Origin of the sequence: Aquipluma nitroreducens (assembly GCF_009689585.1) — a bacterium.
GTDB lineage: Bacteria > Bacteroidota > Bacteroidia > Bacteroidales > Prolixibacteraceae > Aquipluma > Aquipluma nitroreducens.
In genome coordinates this window covers 3,414,119-3,437,218 of sequence record NZ_AP018694.1, presented here as the reverse complement: position 1 = coordinate 3,437,218, position 23,100 = coordinate 3,414,119, and the positions used below count along the sequence as shown (strand labels likewise).

Annotated in this window: 19 protein-coding genes; all 19 read left to right on the top strand. The window is 37.4% G+C overall.

What is annotated here, in order from left to right; genetic code table 11:
* The 19 genes from nadC to AQPE_RS14315 all read left to right on the top strand — a co-directional run bounded on the left by nadC (position 1) and on the right by AQPE_RS14315 (position 23,022).
* Positions 1–843, top strand: a complete 843-nt coding sequence (gene nadC / locus AQPE_RS14405) for a carboxylating nicotinate-nucleotide diphosphorylase (RefSeq protein ID WP_318347200.1) — start codon at positions 1–3, stop codon at positions 841–843.
* A 2-nt stretch (positions 844–845) separates the two neighbouring features.
* On the top strand, positions 846–1,583 hold the full coding sequence (locus tag AQPE_RS14400; RefSeq protein ID WP_318347199.1) for a type III pantothenate kinase: 738 nt from the start codon (positions 846–848) through the stop codon (positions 1,581–1,583).
* Complete coding sequence (locus tag AQPE_RS14395) at positions 1,567–2,865, top strand: hypothetical protein (protein ID WP_318347198.1); 1,299 nt, start codon at positions 1,567–1,569, stop codon at positions 2,863–2,865. Before AQPE_RS14400 ends, AQPE_RS14395 begins: the two co-directional genes overlap by 17 nt.
* Before the next feature lie 179 nt (positions 2,866–3,044).
* Complete coding sequence (lptC, locus tag AQPE_RS14390) at positions 3,045–3,626, top strand: LPS export ABC transporter periplasmic protein LptC (RefSeq protein WP_318351325.1); 582 nt, start codon at positions 3,045–3,047, stop codon at positions 3,624–3,626.
* Positions 3,627–3,633: 7 nt separating this feature from the next.
* Positions 3,634–4,905 (top strand): hemolysin family protein, encoded by a 1,272-nt coding sequence (locus tag AQPE_RS14385; protein WP_318347197.1) that lies wholly within the window; start codon positions 3,634–3,636, stop codon positions 4,903–4,905.
* Positions 4,906–4,999: 94 nt separating this feature from the next.
* Positions 5,000–7,108: a peptidylprolyl isomerase gene (locus AQPE_RS14380; protein ID WP_318347196.1), complete on the top strand. Its 2,109-nt coding sequence runs from the start codon at positions 5,000–5,002 to the stop codon at positions 7,106–7,108.
* A 74-nt stretch (positions 7,109–7,182) separates the two neighbouring features.
* Positions 7,183–7,584 (top strand): PaaI family thioesterase, encoded by a 402-nt coding sequence (locus AQPE_RS14375; protein WP_318347195.1) that lies wholly within the window; start codon positions 7,183–7,185, stop codon positions 7,582–7,584.
* A 160-nt stretch (positions 7,585–7,744) separates the two neighbouring features.
* Positions 7,745–9,241 carry an IMP dehydrogenase gene (locus AQPE_RS14370; protein ID WP_318347194.1) on the top strand — a complete coding sequence of 499 codons (1,497 nt, stop codon included), beginning with the start codon at positions 7,745–7,747 and terminating at the stop codon, positions 9,239–9,241.
* A 131-nt stretch (positions 9,242–9,372) separates the two neighbouring features.
* The gene (locus AQPE_RS14365; RefSeq protein WP_318347193.1) at positions 9,373–9,897 is read left to right on the top strand and encodes a UpxY family transcription antiterminator; all 525 of its coding nucleotides are present in this window, start codon (positions 9,373–9,375) and stop codon (positions 9,895–9,897) included.
* A 678-nt stretch (positions 9,898–10,575) separates the two neighbouring features.
* A complete protein-coding gene (locus tag AQPE_RS14360; protein ID WP_318347192.1) occupies positions 10,576–11,130 on the top strand; it encodes an ArsR family transcriptional regulator in 555 nt (184 codons plus the stop codon).
* Between the two features lie 258 nt (positions 11,131–11,388).
* The gene (locus AQPE_RS14355) at positions 11,389–13,788 is read left to right on the top strand and encodes an SLBB domain-containing protein (RefSeq protein ID WP_318347191.1); all 2,400 of its coding nucleotides are present in this window, start codon (positions 11,389–11,391) and stop codon (positions 13,786–13,788) included.
* A 164-nt stretch (positions 13,789–13,952) separates the two neighbouring features.
* Positions 13,953–15,071: a GNVR domain-containing protein gene (locus tag AQPE_RS14350; protein ID WP_318347190.1), complete on the top strand. Its 1,119-nt coding sequence runs from the start codon at positions 13,953–13,955 to the stop codon at positions 15,069–15,071.
* 82 nt (positions 15,072–15,153) lie between these two features.
* Positions 15,154–16,263: a DegT/DnrJ/EryC1/StrS family aminotransferase gene (locus AQPE_RS14345; RefSeq protein ID WP_318347189.1), complete on the top strand. Its 1,110-nt coding sequence runs from the start codon at positions 15,154–15,156 to the stop codon at positions 16,261–16,263.
* A 161-nt stretch (positions 16,264–16,424) separates the two neighbouring features.
* Positions 16,425–17,006 carry an acyltransferase gene (locus AQPE_RS14340; RefSeq protein WP_318347188.1) on the top strand — a complete coding sequence of 194 codons (582 nt, stop codon included), beginning with the start codon at positions 16,425–16,427 and terminating at the stop codon, positions 17,004–17,006.
* A 7-nt stretch (positions 17,007–17,013) separates the two neighbouring features.
* Positions 17,014–18,075 carry a Gfo/Idh/MocA family protein gene (locus AQPE_RS14335; RefSeq protein ID WP_318347187.1) on the top strand — a complete coding sequence of 354 codons (1,062 nt, stop codon included), beginning with the start codon at positions 17,014–17,016 and terminating at the stop codon, positions 18,073–18,075.
* A gap of 68 nt (positions 18,076–18,143) precedes the next feature.
* Positions 18,144–19,451, top strand: coding sequence for a nucleotide sugar dehydrogenase (locus AQPE_RS14330; RefSeq protein WP_318347186.1), 1,308 nt, complete (start codon positions 18,144–18,146; stop codon positions 19,449–19,451).
* A 60-nt stretch (positions 19,452–19,511) separates the two neighbouring features.
* Entirely contained in the window at positions 19,512–20,786 is a 1,275-nt protein-coding gene (locus AQPE_RS14325; protein WP_318347185.1) for an oligosaccharide flippase family protein, read from the top strand.
* Entirely contained in the window at positions 20,771–21,805 is a 1,035-nt protein-coding gene (locus AQPE_RS14320; RefSeq protein ID WP_318347184.1) for a glycosyltransferase, read from the top strand. The genes AQPE_RS14325 and AQPE_RS14320 overlap by 16 nt, the downstream gene beginning before the upstream one ends.
* Positions 21,799–23,022: a DUF6337 family protein gene (locus AQPE_RS14315; protein WP_318347183.1), complete on the top strand. Its 1,224-nt coding sequence runs from the start codon at positions 21,799–21,801 to the stop codon at positions 23,020–23,022. The genes AQPE_RS14320 and AQPE_RS14315 overlap by 7 nt, the downstream gene beginning before the upstream one ends.
* The last annotated feature ends 78 nt before the right edge of the window (positions 23,023–23,100 follow it).

Sequence of the window (23,100 nt, the reverse complement as noted above, 5' to 3'; positions counted from 1 at the left end):
ATGAACAAAAAAGTAAAAGAAGCAGCTATCATTCTAATCGACCTGGCACTAAAAGATGATGTCGGCGAAGGTGATATTACAACAGATAACATAGTCCCTTCAGAATTAAGGCGAAAAGCTAAAATGGTTGCCAAAAGTGATGGTGTAGTTGCAGGACTTCCGGTTGCCGAAATGGTTTTCAGAAAACTTGATCAGGATTTGATCTGGAATGAACTGACACCAGACGGCTCGAAAGTTAAGAAAGGTGATGTATTGGTTGAGTTCGAAGGAACCTACCGTGCATTGCTGACTGGCGAACGAACTGCTCTTAATTTTTTGCAGCGTTTATCGGGTATTGCAACAATGTCAGCCATATATGCCGATGCTGTTAAAGATTTTCAGACCGTGATTTTGGATACACGCAAAACACTTCCAGGCTTCAACAAGCTTGACAAATATGCTGTAAAAACCGGAGGTGCCAGTAATCACCGTCTCGGGCTGCACGACATGGCCATGATCAAAGACAATCACATTGAAGTGGCTGGCGGAATTGCTGCGGCAGTAAAAGCGGTGCGCGCCAGTGTTGACCATGGAATTAAAATTGAAGTTGAAACCACTACACTTGAGCAGGTTCAGGAAGCCATTGATTCAAAAGCTGACGTTATCATGCTCGATAATATGGATCTGGAAACCATGCGCAAAGGAGTTCAATTGATTGCCGGCAGGGCAAAGATAGAAGCATCAGGAAATATTACCCTCGAACGCTTACGCGACGTTGCTGCAACCGGAGTCGATTATATTTCAATCGGTGCACTCACCCACTCGGTTAGTGCGATGGATATCAGTCAACGAATCGAAGATTAACCTTGCTCAATCTCGTAATCGATATCGGTAATAGTCGCACAAAGATTGCTTTGTTCAATCAGCACGATTTAATGTTTAATGTTCCGATCGAGCAATTAACAGTAAATCATTTAAAAATGCTCAAAGATGAACATCCTCAATTAAACCAGGCCATTCTTTCGAGCGTAAAACCCGTTAACGACGAGTTGCTTCAATTTTTATCCGGAAATTTTGATTTTTTCATTGAACTTGACCATCGAACCGAGATTCCGATTAAAAATTTATATGAAACGCCGGAAACTCTGGGAAAAGACAGGCTTGCTGCAGCCGTTGGGGCAAACGAGCTCTTCCACGATCAGAATATACTGATAATCGACGCTGGAACTGCCATAACTTACGATCTGGTTTCAGAAAAGAATGAGTTTATTGGCGGAAATATTTCACCTGGACTGCAAATGCGTTTTAAAGCGCTGAATCAATTTACCGGGAAGCTTCCTTTAGTTAATCATTCTGATGATTTTCAACACATTGGACGAAACACAACCGATGCCATCCGTGCCGGAGTTCAAAATGGAATTTTATACGAGATTGCTCAAACTATCGAATTATTTAACAAAAATTATCAGAATTTACAGATCGTTATGACTGGGGGTGATTCTATTTTTTTTGATAAAAAATTAAATTATACCATATTTGTACACTTTAATATAACCCTAATTGGTTTAAACAGGATCCTGGAATACAATGCTAAAAATAAATAATGCACTATCAGTCGCTATCGTTTTGATTTTCTGCGGATTATCTGGCATTGCGCAAAATAACAACACAACATCTCCTTTTTCAAGATATGGATTAGGTGATTTGCACCAATATGGTTATGGCCGTACAGCTGCCATGGGAGGAGCTTCACTTGGTAGTCGTCACAGCGTTCAGATCAATTCTGCGAATCCGGCTTCTTACGATGCAAATGATAGTTTATCATTTATATTCGATTTTGGTATCGATGGTACCTATTCGAAATACAAGAGTTCTACCGGGAAAATGAATGCCAACGACGTCAATTTCAGATATTTTTCGCTGAGTTGGCCGGTAACAAAATGGTTAGGTGCAGGAATGGGGATTCAGCCATTTTCTGATATGGGCTACGAGGTTGCCTTTACCGAAGCCGTGACAGGAGTTGGAAACGTTTATCACAGTTATTCAGGCGATGGAACGAACTCAAAAGCCTTCTTTGGAGCATCAATCAGCCCGTTTAAAGGTTTGTCGGTAGGTGCTAACTTGAATTATATTTTTGGCCGGATAACTCAGAATACTGGAATTGGCTTTGATAGTGCCGACTTGTTCTACATTTCAAAAGTTGAAGGAACCCGTCTTCGCGATTTTACGCTTACTTACGGACTTCAATATGATCAGGAAATTAAAAAAAATCAATATTTAACCCTTGGTGTCACATTCGAAAAACAGTCAGACGTAACAGCGCTTCATCGGTTATATTCGCAAAAGATAATAACTGTAAGTTCAAGTTCTCTTTCTGACACCCTTGAATTTATTCCTGAAAGCAAAGGCATCATTAAACTGCCGTCAACATTCGGAATCGGGTTATCGTACAATAAAGTAAACAAGCTAGAAGTCAATGTTGACTATTATCATGCAGCATGGAGTAAAGCCACTTTCTTCGGAGAAAAACTATACAACCCGGCCACCGATAATGTCGATTTAGTTGATCAGAGTCGCATTTCTGCCGGATTTGAATACATTCCAAATGCCTTTTCAATAAGAAACTACTTTAGCAGAGTGAGATACAGAGCCGGACTTCATCATGAAAGTTCGTACCTGAAATTAAACAACCATCAGATTAAAGAATTTGGAGTAAGCTTTGGAGCTGGATTCCCATTTCCGAAATCAAAATCAACTGCCAATTTTGCGCTTGAATTTGGCAAACAAGGAACAACAAAAGATAACCTCGTAAGAAACAACTATACCAAATTTAGTCTGTACCTGAATTTATACGACTATTGGTTTGTAAAACGCAAATTTGATTAATCGTCAAAACACAAAAAATTACGATTTGAGGAAGTGAGCCATGAGTAAATAATGCTCATGGCTCACTTCATTTTAACACATTTTATTTTTAGCTTTAATCTTTCAACGCACGTTGGGTCGTTCCAAAATGTAAAATTTATTCTATCTTGGCAAAAACAAGCATTAATGCAGTAAATCATATGCAATTCAAAAAGTTAAAAAGATTTCGAATTTGGGAAGTGACATTTTTCTCATTCATTGTCTTGCTAACAATGCTATTGGGTTCGTGCGAAAACGAAATTTCCAAAATAAAGACGGTTACCAGTACTGAAGATTTACCGGCAATCACTGCCGAAGGGTTTGAAATGCTTGTATCCGATTCGTCGATCATTCGGTCTAAAATGCAAACACCACTGCTAATCAAGCACGACAACGAAAAAGATCCTTACATTGAATTTCCTAAGGGAGTGAAAATTGTAGAGTACGATGCCAAAATGAACGTTATCTCAAGTATAACTGCCCAATACGCCAAAAATTTCACCGGCGAGGATCGATGGGAAGCCAAAAATAATGTGATTGCTGTCAACTTAAAAGGCGACACGCTCAAAACCGAATATCTGGTGTGGGACACCAAAAACAAAAAAATTTACTCCGACCAGTTCGTAAAAATCATTCAAAAAGATCAGGTGTATACTGGCATCGGGTTTGAGTCAAATCAGGATTTTACGTCCTATCACATCAAGAATCTAAAAGGCAACATGTACGTTAACGTAGAGAAATAAAATACCTATGAATTTGCTTATCGTCATTTTTATAACCATTTTATTTTCTGCTTTCTTCTCCGGAATGGAGATTGCATTTATTTCGGCCAATAAGTTAAGGCTCGAACTCGACAAAAAACAAAATGTAGTATTTTCAAGTCTGATTTCGCTTTACACCCAAAACCCCGGTCAATTTATAGCTACAATGCTTGTTGGCAACAATCTGGCTTTGGTCATATACGGTATAGCTTTCGCCAACCTGCTCAAACCCATCCTGTTTTTATATTTACAATCCGATTCACTAGTTTTATTGGCGCAAACAATCATCTCAACCCTAATCATCCTGGCCACTGCCGAATACTTGCCCAAAATGCTTTTCCGGATCAATCCGAACAAAATATTAAAAGCATTTACGGTACCCATTGCCTTTTTCTATTTCCTTTTCTACCCCATAACAAAAATTGCAATGGGGATTTCAAAATTTGTTCTAAAAGTTATCCTGAATGAAAAGATCCAAAATGTAGATGAAAAAGTTGTTTTCAGCCGAATAGATCTGACTCATTTTGTTGATGAACAAGAAAACAACATTGCGCCCAAATCGGGTCAGGAGATAGACAACGAAGTGAAACTGTTCCGTAATGCGCTTGACTTTTCCAAAGTAAAGCTTCGTGAGGTTATGGTTCCACGAACCGAAATGGTTGCTCTCGATATCGACTCGACGGTTGAAGAACTTCATCAAAAATTCATCGAAACCGGATACTCCCGCATTTTATTTTATTCAGGCAATATCGACAACATTGTTGGTTATATTCACCATTCGGTTATATTTACAAAACCCGATTCAATTAAGTCGAACCTGCGTAAGGTATTGATTGTACCCGAAACAATGCCAGCCAGCAAACTATTGAGCAAATTTATTCAGCAGCGTTTGAGCATGGCTATTGTTGTCGACGAATTTGGAGGAACATCCGGGATGGTTACAAGCGAAGACATTCTGGAAGAAATTTTTGGTGAAATTGAAGACGAACACGACACGATTGATCTGATCATGAAAAAAATCAATGATGCTGAGTTTGTCCTTTCTGGCCGTTTAGAACTCGATGAACTGAACGAAAACTTCGACCTTGAATTCCCTGAAAACGAAAACTTCGAAACACTTGCCGGATTTATATTGGCCAATTACGAAAGCATTCCTAAAGTAAATACGGTAATCACAATCGACCAATACCAATTCAGAATACTTAAAGCAACCAGTACCAAAATTGAACTGGTTCACCTTAAGATATTGGACGATAACTAAAATAAAAATCGAATTCGGAGGTTTAATATTGAAAATTATTATCTTCGTACCGCGAAATTTTAACGATTAATTATTATAAAATAACTAACAGTAAATGGCTACTTTACAAAACATACGGAATCGCGGGGGTATGATGATAGCGATCGTAATCGGGCTTGCCTTAGGCGCATTTATTTTGGGCGATATGCTCAATTCGGGAAGTAAGTTAATGAGACCCAGTCAGATGAAAATTGCTGAAATTGATGGGGAATCTATACAATATCCTGATTTTCAAAAGAAAGTTGAAGAGCTTTCTGAAGTGTACAAAATGAATACCCAACAGACGCAGATCGATGAAAATACATGGGAACAGATTCGCGAACAGGTTTGGCAAGGTTACCTTCAGGAAAACATTATAGGAAAAGCAACTGAAAAGCTAGGCATTACTGTTAGCGCCGAAGAACTTTTTGATTTGGTGCAAGGAAATAACCCACATCCGATTATTCAGCAACTTTTCAGAAACCAAAAAACAGGACAAGTTGATAAGTCAGCAATTATCCAGTTCTTAAAATCGCTTGAAACCAATGCCACTGCTGAACAAAAATCGTATTGGTTATACATCGAAAACCAGATCAGACAAGATAAACTGCGCACTAAATACAGTACTTTAGTTTCAAAAGGATTGTATGTTACAACCGACGAGGCTAAAAAGAGTTTAATCGAAAAAAACAAGAATGCTAATTTTCAGTATGTAGCACTTAACTACTCAACAGTATCCGATGGTGATGTAAAAGTTTCGGATGATGAATTGAAAGCCTACTACAACAAACACAAAGATGAGTACAGACAAGATAAAACACGGAAAATCGAATATGTTACATTCGAAGTACTTCCGTCGGAAGCTGATAAAGCAGCTACTCAGAAATGGTTAAACGACAGCAAAGCTGAATTTTCGACTGTTACCGATAATGCTCAATACATCAACGTTAATTCAGACACTCGCTTTGATCCAACTTTTTCGAAAAAAGAAGAGCTTTCTCCTGCTATTGCAGCTTGGGCATTCAGTGCTCAACCTGGCGATTTCTACGGACCTTATTTTGAAAACGGCGAATACAAATTAGCTAAAATTGATCAGTTTAAAATGTTGCCCGACTCTGTTCAGGCAAGCCACATCCTGATTAATCCACAAACAGTAGGAAGCGTTGAAAAAGCTCAGGCTTTGGTTGACAGCTTGAAAAGAAACATTGAACTCGGCGGAAGCTTTGCTGAAGCTGCTATGAAATACTCCGAAGATACAGGTTCTAAAATTAAGGGCGGTGATCTGGGATGGTTCAAACGTAAACAAATGGTTCCTGAATTCGAAGAAGCTGCTTTCTCAGGCGAAGTAAACAAACTTTATATTGCTACAACTCGCTACGGATTCCACCTGATTAAACCAACCAAGAAAGGTAAAGAAACCAATCAGGTTCGTGTTGCCATTCTTACTAAAAAGGTAGAACCAAGTACTGAAACTTACCAGAAGATTTATTCTGAAACCAGCAAATTTGCCAGCGAAAACCAAACTGTTGAAGCGTTCAACAAAGCCGTGATTGATCAGAAGCTAGATAAAAAAATTGCTACACTGAAAGAAAACGACCGTGAAGTAACCGGATTGGAATCTTCACGCCAACTTGTGCGTGCTGCATTTACTGCCGAGCCAGGAAAAATGTGTGTGAATAACGAAGGATCTACGATCTTCGAATTTGGGAACAAATTTGTTGTTGCTGCCATGACTGGTGCAACAGAAGAAGGATTATCAACTTTCGAAGAAGCTAAAATACGTGTTGATCTGGCTGTTCGCAAAGAGAAAAAAGCACAGTTGCTTGCCGACAAGTTAAAAAGTGCCGGATCTGATCTGGCAAGCGTAGCTTCAAAACTTTCAACTGATGTTAAAGAGGCTACCGGTGTTAACTTCACCAGCTTCTCAATTCCAACACTCGGATTCGAACCAGCTGTTGTAGGTACTGTTTGTTCACTTCCTGAAGGAAAAGTTTCAGCTCCTATCGAAGGAAACAATGGGGTTTATCTGACTAAGGTAACTTCGTTCACAACCGGTACAGATACCGATCTGAAAGGCGAAAAAAACCGAATCGCTCAAACCTTGGGTTATCGAGCCGGATCGCAGGTTTTTGAATCCCTTAAAAAGGTCACCGAAATTGTCGACAAACGATCAAAATTTTATTAATAGAATAGATCAGGAAAAAAGCGGGCTAATAGCCCGCTTTTTTTTTCAGGTTTCGTCAACCCAATCGATTGAATATGGAACAACGAATTAAAAAGCTCGAGCAACTATTATTGAATGACCGATTTGCCAGTAGCAATGACATTCATCTGGTTTCAATAGGCAAAGGAGAGGCTACAGCCGAAATGACCGTTACCGAAAAGCATTTGAATGGCGTAAACATTATTCAGGGTGGAGCCCTATTTACACTTGCAGATTTTGCCTTTGCGGCAGCGTCCAATTCTCATGGAAGAATTGCTGTTGCAGCCAATGCGACGATTAACTTTTTCAAGGGTGTATCTTCCGGAAAGTTAACCGCCAACGCAAAAGAACATAGTTCAGGCAAAACGCTCGCGACATACATTGTCGACATCACCGATGAAGACGGGAATAAAATAGCCCTGTTCAACGGCACTGCTTTCCTAAAAGGAGAATATTAAAAGAAGACAGAAGACCGGAGTCCGAAGACCGGAGAACCGCTCCCTGAGTAGCAAAGCGTATCGAAGGGAGACTGGAGTCGGAACTTTAGGCATTCCGAACTTTAGACACTCCGAACTTTTTATTTAAATTTGCACACTTTTTCAATTTAAAAACAAACATATGGCCAGGTATTTCAACGATGTTTCCAGAACTTTCAATGAATATTTATTGATTCCCGGATTAACTACGAAAGAATGTTTTCCGCAAAACGTATCATTAAAAACGCCCCTCGTCAAGTATCAAAAAGGTACTGCTCCTGAATTGGAACTCAACATTCCATTTGTTTCAGCAATTATGCAGTCGGTTTCCGATCATAAAATGGCCATTGCACTGGCAAAAAATGGAGGATTGTCATTTATATTCGGCTCTCAGGCCATTGAAACACAAGTTGAGATGGTTCGGAAAGTAAAAAAATTTAAAGCTGGATTTGTTGTATCTGATGCCAATTTAACTCCAAACGACACCTTAAAAGAAGTGCTTGCCATTAAGGCATCGACCGGTCACTCCACGATTGGAATTACTGCCGACGGGACTTCAAACGGCAAACTGCTCGGAATTGTGACCAGCCGCGATTACCGCGAATCAAAAGACAATCTGGATACAAAAATCAGCGAATTCATGACCCCATTCTCGAAACTGGTTACAGGCGAACTGGGCATTTCACTTACTGAAGCCAACGACATAATCTGGGATCATAAACTCAATACCCTTCCTATCATCGATAAAGACCAGAACCTGCAATATTTTGTGTTCAGGAAAGACTACGATGCACATAAAGAAAATCCAAACGAATTACTCGACCCAAACAAGAAATTGTTGGTAGGTGCAGGAATTAATACGCGCGATTATACTGAACGTGTTCCACAATTGGTTGAAGCAGGAGTAGATGTTTTGTGTATCGATTCGTCAGATGGCTTTTCTGAATGGCAGGCCGAAACAATCGGATTCATTAAAAATAAATACAACGGAAAAGTAAAAGTTGGTGCTGGGAATGTGGTCGACAAAGACGGTTTTCTCTACCTCGTTGAAGCTGGTGCCGATTTCATCAAGGTCGGAATTGGCGGCGGTTCTATCTGCATTACCCGCGAACAAAAAGGGATTGGCCGCGGTCAGGCAACTTCTTTGATTGAAGTAGCAAAAGCCCGCGATGAATATTTTGAACAGACCGGAATCTATGTTCCGATTTGCTCTGATGGAGGTATTGTTCAGGATTACCACATGGTGCTTGCGTTAGCTATGGGAGCCGATTTCATTATGATGGGCCGGTACTTTGCCCGTTTCGACGAAAGTCCAACCAAAATACTAAAAGTAGGAAGTAATTACGTGAAAGAATACTGGGGCGAGGGATCGAACCGGGCACGTAACTGGCAACGCTACGATACGGGCGGCAGCGAAGGCCTTAAATTTGAAGAAGGTGTCGACAGCTATGTCCCTTATGCCGGAAAGCTAAAAGACAACCTGGATATTACGGTCGGCAAAATCATTTCGACCATGTGTAGCTGTGGCGCATTAAGCATTCCGGAGTTGGAAAAGAATGCCAAGATCACTTTAGTATCTTCAACCAGCATCATCGAAGGCGGAGCGCACGATGTGATTTTGAAGGAGACTAATATTTAGGATCAAGTCACCTTGATCGAATCTGGCAGTTCACCGAACTTATTTCTTAATTTTTTCATGGATTATATGCCGAAACGAGTTCGGCATATAATCCATGAAATGGTTTGGTAACACTACAGAAGAAGAATCTAATGGCAAATGACTCACTTAACAATACCTATAAATGGTATGCAGCCTACACTGATTCCAGAGCAGAAAAAAAAGTATGCCAGGAATTGACAAAAAAAGACATAGACTGCTATTTACCATTAAAGATTGAAAAAAAACAATGGAGCGACCGGGTAAAAGTCGTAGAAAATCCATTGATTCGTGGGTATATTTTTGTAAAAGTCAGCACTCGTGAATATTACGAGGTTCTCAACATACCTGCTGTACGCAGATATGTTTGTTTCGAAGGCTTTCCGACCGCGATTCCTGAAAACCAGATCAGCGACCTCAAGTATTTTGTACAAAACATGAATACGGAAGTTGAAGTGACATCTGAACGAATATCAAAAGGTACTTTTGTGAAAATTGTTTCCGGTCCTATGTCAGGCATATCAGGAGAAGTTGTTGAAATTCGGGGGAAACGCAGCATTGTTTTACGCTTTAATGATTTGGGATTCTGCGTTCACGCTGACTTGGGAACCAATGAAGTAGAGCTATTGAACAAATAACATTCTCTTTTGCGAATTCACTCTGATTTCAAAGTTCTGGTCTCAAAGTCCGGCAACTGCCCTTAAAGGCCCGTGCTGTTCCGTCCGAAAAAGGGTTATTGTCTTCCTACTATTTCCCTGAGCCTGATTCCTTTCTCCTATTCCCTTTTCTGTAAATATCACATCACAACAGTACAAGCATCTTTCCCATAATACAGTTCCATTTAGGCTCTCGCCTTAACAGATAAAAGAATAAATCTTCGCACATTAAGTATGCGTGGGCAATAAAATCGATCCAAAATGGTTTTTAAATGGTGTGTGTATTCATGATGAAGGGAGCAAGACCTTTCGTTCATATCCTGAATTCGACCATTCAAATACAAAAACAGGCATCTCATTGAATTAAACAACATATATTAATAAGAACATAGAATTTCAGCATTAATTTGAGTTACTTTTGTACTCAAGCTTGCATCTAAAAAGCTTCTGTAGGCATGCTGAAACTCATTCAGATTTCAAATTACCAGTCTATCATTGATGCCTAATTTGCAGCCAACTCTTTCACAGCGATGTGACTGAGGTGGCGAAGCCATGAAAGCCGAACCTATCTCCATTTTAAAAACTGCCATCATTCAGCAGAAATCAAATCATAAAAACTACTGCAATGGAAGATTCATACGTTCATTAATTCCCTGAAAAATGATTGAAGGCCTGATTACATCAAAAACGCGCATTAGACTTTTGCTCAAATTCTTTCTAAACAGTGAAACAAAGAGTTACCTGAGAAGCCTGGAATCTGAATTCGGCGAATCAAGCAACTCAATCCGGGTTGAATTAAATAAAATGGAAAAAGCTAAACTTCTTAATTCAACCAACGATGGCAATAAAAAAATGTATTTTGCAAACATCAGTCACCCGCTATTCGAGGATATCAATAATATCCTAAAGAAATTTGTTGGCATTGACCAGATCATTGATAAAATTACGAGTCAGCTTGGAGATCTTCAGGCTGCCTACCTAACTGGTGATTTTGCCACTGGACAAGATTCTCAAATTATTGATATGGTTCTGATTGGAAATAAGCTAGACCGGGAGCTGATCGATTCACTCGTTTTAAAAGCTGAAGAATTCATTAGCCGATCTATTAAATACATTATTCTTAGTCAGGAAGAGTTGATCCGGGTATTCAGGAATAAGCCAGTGCTGCTGATCTGGCGATCTGAAACAATAAATGCTTGTACAAATCTAAATTAAGCTCCAGCTTAATTCTTATTTTCGCAAGAAACTAAACAATATTAATTATCAAATCCGAATATAAGATAATAGGAACAATTTATTCGTATTATCAAAAATACTCACCCCAACGTCCGCTAGCGGACGTTTCGCCCCTCTCTCGCGAGAGAGGGGGCAGAGCATCACAGATGCGACGGGGTGAGTCAATTTCGTGGCTTAATAAAAAAATTGCGACATTATTTCATTCTCATTACATATAAAAGCCTCAATATATTTTTTATGAAAAAAATAAGCTTATTCATTGGTGTACTTATCTGCTTTTATGCATCTGTTACTCTACAGGCTCAAAATCCTGCAAGTATTAATGTCAATAATCTTTCTGACCAACAGATTCAGCAAATCGTTACCCAAGTAAATGCACGGGGTCTGACTATCGATCAGGCGGCACAAATGGCACAAATGCAAGGGGCAACACCCGTTCAGATTGAGCAATTGAAACGCCGGATACAGGAACTCAATTTTTCCAAAGTAGATTCTACAACCAATCAGACAACTAAAAAGTCACAAAAAATTAAGTTAAAAAAGGAAGTCTATTCTGAAAAAGCAATTGTTGAAACCACACCAGAGAACAAACGGATTTTTGGATTTCAGTTTTTCAACTCAGACAAATTGACCTTTGAACCTCCTGTTAACATGCCAACTCCTCAAAACTATGTATTGGGAATTGATGATGAATTAACCGTTTCCATCTGGGGAGCTAGTCAACAAACGTACCAATTACCCATTAATACAAACGGAGCTATTAATATTCCGGACATTGGGCAAATCTATGTTTCCGGTATGGAATTCGCCAAAGCAAAAGAACTCATCAAGAAACGGTTAATCTCCATTTATCAAGGCATGGATGAACAGAATCCGAACACATATGGCGATGTAAGTATCAGTAACCTGCGATCCATCAAAGTGAACGTAATTGGCGAGGCAATGGCTCCCGGAACCTATACCCTACCATCAACTGCTTCAGCATTTAATGCGTTATATCTTTCAGGAGGGCCTAATGAAAATGGATCATTCCGTAACATCCAACTGATCCGCGACAACAAAATAGTAAAAACCATTGATGTTTACGATTACATGATTAATGCCAATATGGATGGAAATATACAACTGCGCGAGCAGGATATCATTTATATTCCAACCTACCAAAAACGGGTTGAGGCAGCTGGTGCATTTAAACGAACAGGAATATTTGAACTTAGCGAAAAAGAAAAGCTTTCAGATCTGATTCGTTACCTGGGAGGATTCACTGATCAGGCATTCAAAGCCCAACTATCACTGACACGTATCACCGATACCGAGAAAAAAGTAATCGACATCAATCAATCGATTTATGAAAGCTTTGTACCTAACAATGGCGATTCAATTGTTGCCTCCGAAGTAATCAAACGATTCGAAAACCGGATCAACATCTCGGGTGCAGTTTTCCGTCCGGGAACCTACGAATTGACCGAAGGACTTACTCTTTCTGGCCTGATCAAGAAAGCACAGGGAGTTACCGAAAACTATTTCAGTAGCCGCGGATTGATTGTCCGCCTTCAAAACAACCTTGCCCCAATGACTTTATCATTTAACGTTGACGATATCTTAAAGGGAACCAATGACATTAAACTACAACGTGAAGATCAGGTCATCATTCAGGATATTTTCAGCATGCGCGAGAAAAGAACAATTCAAATTCTGGGAGAAGTACAGAACCCGGGTGTATATCCATTTTCAGACAACATGACCTTAAAAGATATGATATTCAAGGCTGGAGGATTTACCGAAGCGGCCAGTGAATCGTTTATTGAACTGGCTCGCCGCCATAATTATGCTGAATCTAACCTGATGAGCGATGAACTGGTTAAATTGTATCAGTTTAACATCGACAGAAAATTGAATCTGGATGCTAAAGGCGACACCCTTCATTTGCAACCCTTCGACTATATTTATGTGCGAAAAGCTCCTTCTTATCATCAACAGCGAACAGTTTTCATCACAGGAGAAGTGCGTTTTCCGGGAGCATACAGCATCGGATCGAAGAAAGAACGTATTTCAGACCTCATTAAGCGTTCAGGAGGCTTAACGCCCGATGCTTTTATTAAAGGGGCACGCATGAAACGAAGCAATCCTGATTCCATCCAAAAGGCAGAAATTCTTCGAAATAATTTACCCGATAGTTTAATTACTAAAGCTGAAAAACAAATATCAAGTGACAAACTGGAATTACGACTCGATGATATTATGAAAAAACCGGGGTCTGCATTCGATTATATGCTTAAAGATGGCGACCAAATCATCATACCTGAAGTATCTCAGGAAGTTCGTATTTCTGGGGAAGTACAAAACCCAATAGGACTGGCTTACCAAAGTGGAAAAAGTCTGAAATATTTCATCAACCGTTCAGGTGGGTTTAGCGACAATGCAAAAAAAAGCAAAACCTTTGTGATCTATAGTGACGGGACAACTCAGGTTACCCGAGTTTTCCTTGGTCATAATTATCCAACAGTTGAACCGGGTTGTCAGATTATTGTTCCTCAAAAACCTGAAAAACAACGCATCGATAATACCGGGAAATGGTTGGGCATTGCCAGTACCATGGCTACTGTAGCCATTGCCATTGCGACATTAGTAAAATAGTTAGAATTTATAATGATATCTCATTCCGTCAGCTAAAGCAGACGGCAAAGGATACAACCACAATCAATCATTGACTATTTATTCAGTCCATCAATCCATCAGTCCTTATGGTATTAAGCCATTGAACACTCATAATTCATAACTCATAATTCATAACTCCATACATGAGCACCCAACCAATCTCCAATCCCAAACCACCCGTTACGAACGACGACGAAATAGATTTGCTGGAACTGGCAAAAACCTTTTGGAATGGCCGAAGCATCATTCTTAAATCGATATTGATTGCAGGAATTCTGGGAGTTGCCATTGCATTGCTGTCGCCCAAAGAATACACGGCTACCACAACCATAGTTCCACAAGCTTCCTCATCAACAAGCAAACTAGGAGGCTTATCTTCATTGGCAGCAATGGCTGGTTTTAATCTGGATAATGCAACCTCTGGAGATGTACTTTCGCCTACAGTTTATCCCGAAATTGTGTCTTCTGTTCCTTTCCAAATGGAACTCATGAATACTTCTTTTACCGTTAAATCTTTAAATCATCCAATAAGTCTGTATGAATATTATACTGAAATTGCCAGTAAACAATTAAGCTCTCTTATTGGCAAATACACTATTGGCCTTCCTGGTGTAATCATTACTGCGATCAAAGGCGATTCGGAGCAGAGAATAAATCCAGAGAATAGGGGTCCTATTGAATTAACTCAGAAACAAGAAAAGGTTCGGAAGATGATTGCCGAGCAGGTAACCATTAACTTAGATTCCAAACAAGGGTTTATCACACTCCAAGCTGCTTTTCCTGAAGCAATGCTCTCGGCACAAGTCGCAGACCAGGCTCGCGAATTGCTCCAGAAATACATCACACGTTTTAAAATCGAAAAAGCATCAGATAAGTTGTCTTTCATTGAACAACGCTTCGAGGAAAAGAAGAAAGAATTTGAAAAGGCGCAGATTCGCCTTGCATCTTTTAGCGATCAAAACAAGAATGTGACCAGCGCGGTGGCACGTACAGAAGAATCGCGCTTACAGGGAGATTACACCATTGCCATGAACGTGTACAACGAATTGGCTAAACAATTGGAACAAGCCAAAATTCAGGTCAAAGAAGAAACCCCGGTTTTTTCCATTTTAGAGCCTGCAATGGTTCCAAACGAAAAGTCAAAACCCAAGAAACTAATGATTGTATTCATCTGGCTTTTTTTAGGAGGAATTGTTGGAACGGGAATGGTATTTGGGAAAGAATACCTGAAAGACATAAAGACAAAATGGAATAACCAATAGTAATCAACAAAATGAACCAAATACCAAAATCTCTGAAGTAAAACAATAACGACCAGCTCTTATGACCAATTCAAAAATACAGATGGTTGATTTATTCAGCCAATATCAAAAAATTAAACCACAAATCAATAGTGCTATTCAGGATGTCCTGGATACAACAGACTTTATTAAAGGCAAACAGGTCGTTGAATTCGAAAACAATCTAACAAAATTTACCGGGTCAAAATACGCGATTACGTGTGCAAATGGGACTGATGCTCTTCAGATTGCGTTAATGGCTCTGGATTTAGAAATTGGCGATGAGGTCATCGTTCCAGGATTTACTTATGCAGCGACTGCCGAAGTTATAGCCCTGCTAAGACTTATACCAGTTATGGTTGATGTTGATCCGAAGACCTTCAACATTTCTATTTCTGAACTTAAAAGAGCAATTACAAAAAAAACAAAAGCAATTGTACCTGTTCACCTATTTGGACAATGTTCAGATATGGAACCAATTATGAAGATTGCTCAAGAACATAAACTCTGGATCATTGAAGACAATGCCCAATCCTTTGGAGCTGAATACATGTTTTCTGATGGCACAACTAAACAAACCGGAACAATAGGGCATATTGGCAGTACATCATTCTTCCCAACAAAAAATTTAGGTTGTTTTGGTGATGGTGGTGCGTTGTTTACGAATGATGATATATTGGCTGAAAAAATTAGGATGATTGCCAATCATGGACAGAAGATAAAATACCATCATTCAATTATTGGTTGTAATTCCCGTCTCGATACCATTCAGGCAGCAGTTTTAAATGTAAAACTTGAACATCTGAACGAACATCTGAATGCACGTAAAAAAGCAGCAGATTTTTATGACAATGCACTTGCCAATTGGCAATTCGGTCAAATTCCGCAACAGATAAACAATATAAATCATACTTATAATCAATATACCCTTATAATAAAGAATGGTAGAAGGGATGAACTAAAATCCTTTTTAGCGGGAAAGGGGATTCCATCCATGATTTATTACCCCATTCCATTGTATAAACAGGATGCCTTTAATAAGTACGTTCCTCAAGGTTTTGAACTACCCAATACAGAACAATTATGCCGTTCGGTTTTATCGGTTCCTATTCATACTGAGATGAATGAGGATATTCTATTGAAGATTACTGATACGCTGAAGTCATTCAAATAAAATACTCATAGCTTTATTACGAACCTAGCAGAATAATCACAAATAGCACATATTGAGCAGATTGCTTCACTACGTTCGCAATGACGATAATCAGAGCGTCATTGCGACGAGGTAAGAGGAAGCAATCTCGTAGCATCTTCTTTCATTTAATAAAAACAAAAATGTCCGAACTAAATTTCTTCGCACACGCAACATCAATAATTGATGAAAACTGCCAGATTGGAAATGGAACTAAAATATGGCACTTTTCGCATATCATGAGCAACTGTATAATTGGTGAAGGCTGCAACATCGGTCAAAATGTCGTTGTTTCACCTCAGGTTGTACTTGGCCGGAATATAAAAGTCCAGAACAATGTCTCCATCTATACAGGAGTCATCTGTGAAGATGATGTCTTTCTGGGACCATCCATGGTATTCACCAATGTAACCAATCCACGTTCGGCCATCAATCGCAAAAATGAATACAAACAAACGCTGGTAAAAAAAGGAGCAACCATTGGTGCCAATGCCACCATCATTTGCGGACATAACATCGGAGAATATGCCTTAATCGGTGCAGGCTCTGTGATTACCAAGGAAGTTAAACCTTATGCTTTGGTCGTTGGGAATCCGGCCAAACAAATTGGATGGGTAAGTGAATACGGACATCGTCTTTCTTTTGATGAAAATGGAATCGCTTTCTGTCAGGAAAGTCAGGATAAATACTTTCTTGAAAATGAAACAGTAATCAAAATCAAATAACCAACAAATGACTGAAAATAAAATAATACGTTTTGCAGTGATTGGACAAGGTCATATCGGCAAACGCCATGCTGAAATGATACGCAGAAATGAACAATGTAAGCTTGTTGCCGTGTGTGACAACAAGGATCCTAAAGTATTGGGATTGGAAAACATTGATGAAACTTTCTATTCTTCAATAGATGAATTATTGGAAAATGAAATGGATAATCTGGATGTAATCAACATTTGTGTACCCAATGGACTTCACTTCTCTTTCAGCATGAAAGCATTGGAGAACCGCAAACACGTGGTGATTGAAAAACCAATGGCATTGACAAAAACTGATGCTGAAGCCATCATCTTCAAATCATTGGAAGTCTCCAGAAATGTATTTTGTGTCATGCAAAACCGTTACTCTCCTCCATCAGTATGGTTAAAAGAAGTTATGGACTCCAAAATATTGGGAAGTATTCATTTAGTCCAATTAAACTGTTACTGGAATCGCGATAACCGGTATTATGTGGATGGCAACTGGCATGGAACTGCCGATATGGATGGAGGCACTTTATTTACTCAGTTTTCACATTTTATCGATATCATGTACTGGTTGTTTGGAGATATTAAAAACATCTCAGCTAAATTTGCTGATTTTACACATCAGAATTCTACCGCTTTTGAAGATACCGGATTAGTATCGTTTGATTTTATCAACGGAGGAATGGGAACTTTAAATTATTCAACTGCAATATGGGATCGGAATCTGGAATCAAGCATTACAGTCATCGGAGAAAGAGGTACGATTAAAGTGGCCGGACAATACATGAACGAAGTTGCTTATTGCCATGTTCAGGATTATCAAATGCCGGAACTGGTGCCTTCCAATCCACCGAACGATTATGGTCTTTACAAAGGGTCCGCACAAAATCATCATTACGTAATTGAAAATATTGTTGAAACTTTAAACCATGGTGGAACTATTTCAACCAATGCACTAGAAGGCATGAAAATTGTTGAAATCATCGAACGCATTTATGAATTACGCCCACAATCAATTATCAAACCGCGTCCAGTTCATATCAAGCAATAATTTACCTTTTAAATAAAAATTTCCTTTGCCTTTAGGCAAACGGATTGTAACAAAATCCAATCCATATCATGAATAAAAAAACTGAAATCCTTTCAAGAATAAATAGCAACCAATTTACAGTTGGTATTGTGGGTCTTGGCTATGTTGGCCTTCCTTTGGCAGTTAGCTTTGCAAGCAAACAGGTCAAAACAATCGGGTTCGAGAAATCAGTTTCCAAAGCCGAAAATGTAAACAATAAAATCAATTACATTGGAGATGTAAATGAGCAAGAATTTATTGATGCTGTTGAAAGTAAACATTTGGGAGCGACCACCGATTTCACCAGATTAAAGGAATGTGATGCCATCCTGATTTGTGTTCCAACGCCACTTGACAAGTTCAAAAAACCGAACATGGATTACATAGAATCAGCTTGTACGGAAATCGGACAATACCTAAGAAAAGGAACGTTCATCTGTCTCGAAAGCACCACCTACCCCACCACGACTGAAGATTTTATGTTGCCTATCATTGAAAAAGAATCAGGTTTAAAAGAAGGAACTGATTTCTGGCTGGCATTCTCACCCGAACGGGTTGACCCGGGGAATAAACAATTTGGAACACGTAATACTCCTAAAGTACTGGGAGCAATGTCCGATGAAGGATTGGAAATCGGGAAAGCTATTTATAGTTATGCCATCGATACCATTTATCCGGTAAGCTCACCCAAAGTGGCCGAAATGGTAAAAATATTGGAGAATACCTATCGCCTGATCAACATTAGTCTGATTAACGAACTCGCTTTATTATGTGGGAAAATGGATATCGACATCTGGGAGGTGATTGATGCTGCTAAAACAAAACCTTATGGATTCCAGGCCTTTTACCCTGGACCAGGTATTGGAGGACATTGCATTCCTCTTGATCCATTTTACCTGGAGCATATTGCCAAGAAATTCAACTTCGATCTTTCGATGATTCACACAGCAGGTCATATCGATATGATGATGCCTCACCGGATGAGTATTAAAATCAATACAGCCCTTAACCGACATCAAAAGTCCGTCAATGGAAGTAAAATCCTATTCCTGGGTGTTGCTTACAAACCCAACATTGATGATGAACGCGAATCTCCAGCTTTAAAGATCATTGATGAGATCGCAAAAAAAGGTGGATTGGTTTCCTATCACGATCCATATATTGAAAGTATTAAAACACAAGATGATATATACCAATCAGTTAAGCTCACAAAAGAAATTCTAAATGGATCTGACTGTGTAGTTATAACGACCAATCATGCTGATTTTGATATTGATTTTATAGTTGAGAATTCGAAATTGATTGTTGATTTGAGGAATGCCACGAAAGAAAAATCGCAAAAAATATATAAACTATAATTCTAACGCAATATTCATTGGCAATAACTTAATAGGCTAAAATATAAACACAATTCAAATTTGAAGGCATTAATTCAATTCTTATCGCATCATCTTAAAAATAATGAGGTTAAAACAGTCATAAAAAATTTTTTATCCTTATCCTCATTAAATCTATTGAATTTTATTTTTCCCTTAATTTTAATCCCATATCTCACTCATACCATTGGCTTAGAATTATATGGTCAATATGTACTTTCCGCGACTGTATTTAATTACTGCCTGTTGCTTGTAAATTTTGGATTCGATTTTTCGGCGACAAAGCTAATTTCCATAAATCGGGATGACAAATTAAAAACAGCTGATATTCTGGCCAATATTACGGCAACCCGATTAATATTTGCTTTAATCACAAGCATTGTTATTATCCCAATTGTTCTACTTATTCCTAATCTAACAAGTAATAAACTGTTATACTTATTTGGGATAGGGATTCTTTGGGGGCAAGCCATTACTCCTATATGGCTTTTCCAAGGTTTAGAAAAAATGGGATACATCACAGCTATTAACCTGACTGCCAGAACCATTTCGACATTACTAATTTTTATTTTTATTCAAATTCCAGAACATTTTTATCTAGTAAATCTTTTTCTGTCAATTGGATATTTAATTAGTGGATTTGCAGGACTCATTTTGATTCAAAAATATCTAGGTATTGATTTTATAAAACCCTCGTTAAGCAGAATGAAGAATTATCTCATGGATTCGTGGGATATCTTTCTTTCAACACTTTCCATGAGCTTCTACCGCGAAGCAAATATTATTATACTGGGCCTAACAACAAATTATGCCATGGTTGGTCAATATGCCGCCATCGAAAAAGTAATTAAAGCTATGCAATCGTTTATGGAACCACTTGCAAAAGCACTATTTCCTTTCTTTGGAAGAAAATTAAATAGTTCGAAAGAAATATATTCAGGGTTTGGTGTTTTTGGAAAAATTTATGCATTATTATTATTGTTTATCACAATTATCCTATACTTAATTGGACCTTACTTGGTAATCTGGTACTTAGGTAAATCATTCATCTCTGGCATTATTGTCTTTCAAGTTTTACTGCCTGTTATTTTTCTAGGAGGACTAAATTACTACCTCGGAATTATAGGTCTAATTAATTTGGGAATGAATAAGTACTTTTCAAAAGCAGTTTTTATTACTGGGATATATAGTATTTCCATGTGCTATTTTCTATCAAGTTATTGGGGGACAATAGGGGCAGCAACTGCCATGACCAGTAGTGAACTTATACTGTTATTAATAATCCTAAGAAAGATTTATCCATGGTTGAAAAAATAGATTCTACAAAGAATATTATCCCGCTTATTATTTTGAATTGGAATGGAGAATATGATACAATCGAATGTTTAAAATCAATTAAAAAAAGTGATAATAATCGATTTTTACCGGTTGTTATAGATAACGGTTCAAAAGTTGATTCTTTAGATATATTGAAAAAAAATTGTTCTCAATTATTTGAGAATATTCTCTATACAACTAAAGAGAAACTGAATAATTCACACAACTTAGTTATTGATTTAGTATCAAGTTCTAATTTAAAAGAAGCCCTAATTTTTATTGAAAACAATGAGAACCTAGGATTTGCAAAAGGAAATAACATTGGGATCAAAATAGCTAAGATGTTAGATACAGATTGGGTTATGTTGCTCAATAATGATACAGAGATTAGGTATGATGCGCTAACAGCGCTCAATAAATTTATAAACGCAAATAATGAGATTGCAGCTATTACGCCTCAAATCAGATTATTTAAAGACAAAGATAAAATTTGGAATTGTGGTGGTCGATTGACATTTTTCGGAAGCCGTAAATATTTTTATGCAGAAGAAAATATTGATAAAGTTCCTGGAAAAGGATATTCTTTCATCACCTTTATAACTGGATGTGCATTAGTATTTCAATACAAAAAGACAGGTATCCTGACCGAAGATTTCTTTTTTGGTGAAGAAGATTATGAATTCTCACTTCGGTTAAAAAAAAATAATCTAAATATGGTTTGTTTGTATGATTCTATAATCTATCACAAAGTAGGTTCAACAATTAAGAAAAGTAATAATATAATCAGTACAATTTATTTATATTATATAAATCGATTAATTAATACTCGAAATTATTATTCGGATTTTAGATGGCAAATTACAAGGTTTTTATCTTATTTATATTTACCTATATTATTAAAAAAGAATAATATTAATCCATTAAAATCATATTCTTTAATAAATGATATTAATAAATACATAGCTATCAATAAAACAGTATCTGATATTGAATTTCATAAAGCTATGATCAAATGCTGATAATAATAACTCAATTTATTTTGTTTGGATTTTTTTTAGTTTCAATCAATTATATTGATCGCAAAATTTGGGGTACAAATTATACTCCAATAGCAATACTTGGTTGGCCATTCTTCATTTTGCTTATTATCTGTTATATCTATCTAAAAATTAATTTTAAACAATTTGAATTAAATTCACTCGTTCTACCAATATGGCTTGGCGGATTATTCTCTTTCTGGATAGGAGGCTTCTTTTTAAAATTTATTTTCACAAAAGCCAAGATTAATCTCGTACAATTAAATTTATCAATAAATGAATTTTCAATAACAAAATATCAATTACAATTACTTATAACTATTGCATACCCTTTAATAATAATAGCGGGATATAAGATATATGGTGTTCTTTTAAAATTTAGGTTTAACATAGCTGATGATGAATTTCAAAAAAATTTAGGTGCTGGATTTATTGGACATTCGATACTGCTTTTAACTATACTTACCATATTCTTTATAATTTTTTTTTCAGAAAAAAATTATAAAATCCACCAGATACTGATTATATTAACAACACTACTTTTTGCTGTGCTTTATGGTGTAAAATCCTGGATAATAATACCCCTAATCTCAGCCTTTGTTGGTCGAATATTTTTAACAAAAACAAAACTGAAACTTAAACATATAATATATCTAATAATTCCGTTTCTAATATTTTGGTTAATTTATCAAATTTCTTTAGGAATGAGCTCCTTAAATAATAAATTTATATTTAATCACATAGTTGACTATTTATTATCAGGACCAATTGGATTCTCAGCGCACCTAGATCAGAATCTTCCTATTGGGAAAAATCCAGAATATGCATTTACTCCACTTATTAATATATTTAGATTTTTGATTGGAAAACAACCATTAGATGTAATTTCAAACTATATCGTATCTATCCCAACAGGATTTGAAACAAATGTCAAAACTTTTTTTGGATCCCTATTTATATATGGGGGTTACAGCTATATTATCACATCTTTTGTTTTAGGCTTAATATTATATGCCTATTTATTAATAGTGGTACTTACTATAAATACAAAAATTGCACCCTTCTTCATAATCAATTATTCCTTCATGCTTGGACTATTATTTATGGGCTGGTTTGAGATATATGTTATACACCTAGATTTCTATGAAGTTCCTTTTTTCGCATTCTTAATGCATTTTTTACTTCGATTAAAACTTTAATAGGAAAATAATTGCTGCCTATAAATTATTGTTTCATGATCTTAAATGGTATGTTTTAAATCAACTTAGAATCTTTAA

Coding starts and splice junctions, on each gene's coding strand:
- AQPE_RS14355 (WP_318347191.1), top strand. CDS start 11,389: ATGAAAAAAATAAGCTTATTCATTGGTGTACTTATCTGCTTTTATGCA.
- AQPE_RS14320 (WP_318347184.1), top strand. CDS start 20,771: ATGGTTGAAAAAATAGATTCTACAAAGAATATTATCCCGCTTATTATT.
- AQPE_RS14365 (WP_318347193.1), top strand. CDS start 9,373: ATGGCAAATGACTCACTTAACAATACCTATAAATGGTATGCAGCCTAC.
- AQPE_RS14350 (WP_318347190.1), top strand. CDS start 13,953: ATGAGCACCCAACCAATCTCCAATCCCAAACCACCCGTTACGAACGAC.
- AQPE_RS14360 (WP_318347192.1), top strand. CDS start 10,576: ATGATTGAAGGCCTGATTACATCAAAAACGCGCATTAGACTTTTGCTC.
- lptC (WP_318351325.1), top strand. CDS start 3,045: ATGCAATTCAAAAAGTTAAAAAGATTTCGAATTTGGGAAGTGACATTT.
- AQPE_RS14315 (WP_318347183.1), top strand. CDS start 21,799: ATGCTGATAATAATAACTCAATTTATTTTGTTTGGATTTTTTTTAGTT.
- AQPE_RS14385 (WP_318347197.1), top strand. CDS start 3,634: ATGAATTTGCTTATCGTCATTTTTATAACCATTTTATTTTCTGCTTTC.
- AQPE_RS14380 (WP_318347196.1), top strand. CDS start 5,000: ATGGCTACTTTACAAAACATACGGAATCGCGGGGGTATGATGATAGCG.
- AQPE_RS14345 (WP_318347189.1), top strand. CDS start 15,154: ATGGTTGATTTATTCAGCCAATATCAAAAAATTAAACCACAAATCAAT.
- AQPE_RS14395 (WP_318347198.1), top strand. CDS start 1,567: ATGCTAAAAATAAATAATGCACTATCAGTCGCTATCGTTTTGATTTTC.
- AQPE_RS14330 (WP_318347186.1), top strand. CDS start 18,144: ATGAATAAAAAAACTGAAATCCTTTCAAGAATAAATAGCAACCAATTT.
- AQPE_RS14340 (WP_318347188.1), top strand. CDS start 16,425: ATGTCCGAACTAAATTTCTTCGCACACGCAACATCAATAATTGATGAA.
- AQPE_RS14375 (WP_318347195.1), top strand. CDS start 7,183: ATGGAACAACGAATTAAAAAGCTCGAGCAACTATTATTGAATGACCGA.
- AQPE_RS14335 (WP_318347187.1), top strand. CDS start 17,014: ATGACTGAAAATAAAATAATACGTTTTGCAGTGATTGGACAAGGTCAT.
- AQPE_RS14370 (WP_318347194.1), top strand. CDS start 7,745: ATGGCCAGGTATTTCAACGATGTTTCCAGAACTTTCAATGAATATTTA.
- nadC (WP_318347200.1), top strand. CDS start 1: ATGAACAAAAAAGTAAAAGAAGCAGCTATCATTCTAATCGACCTGGCA.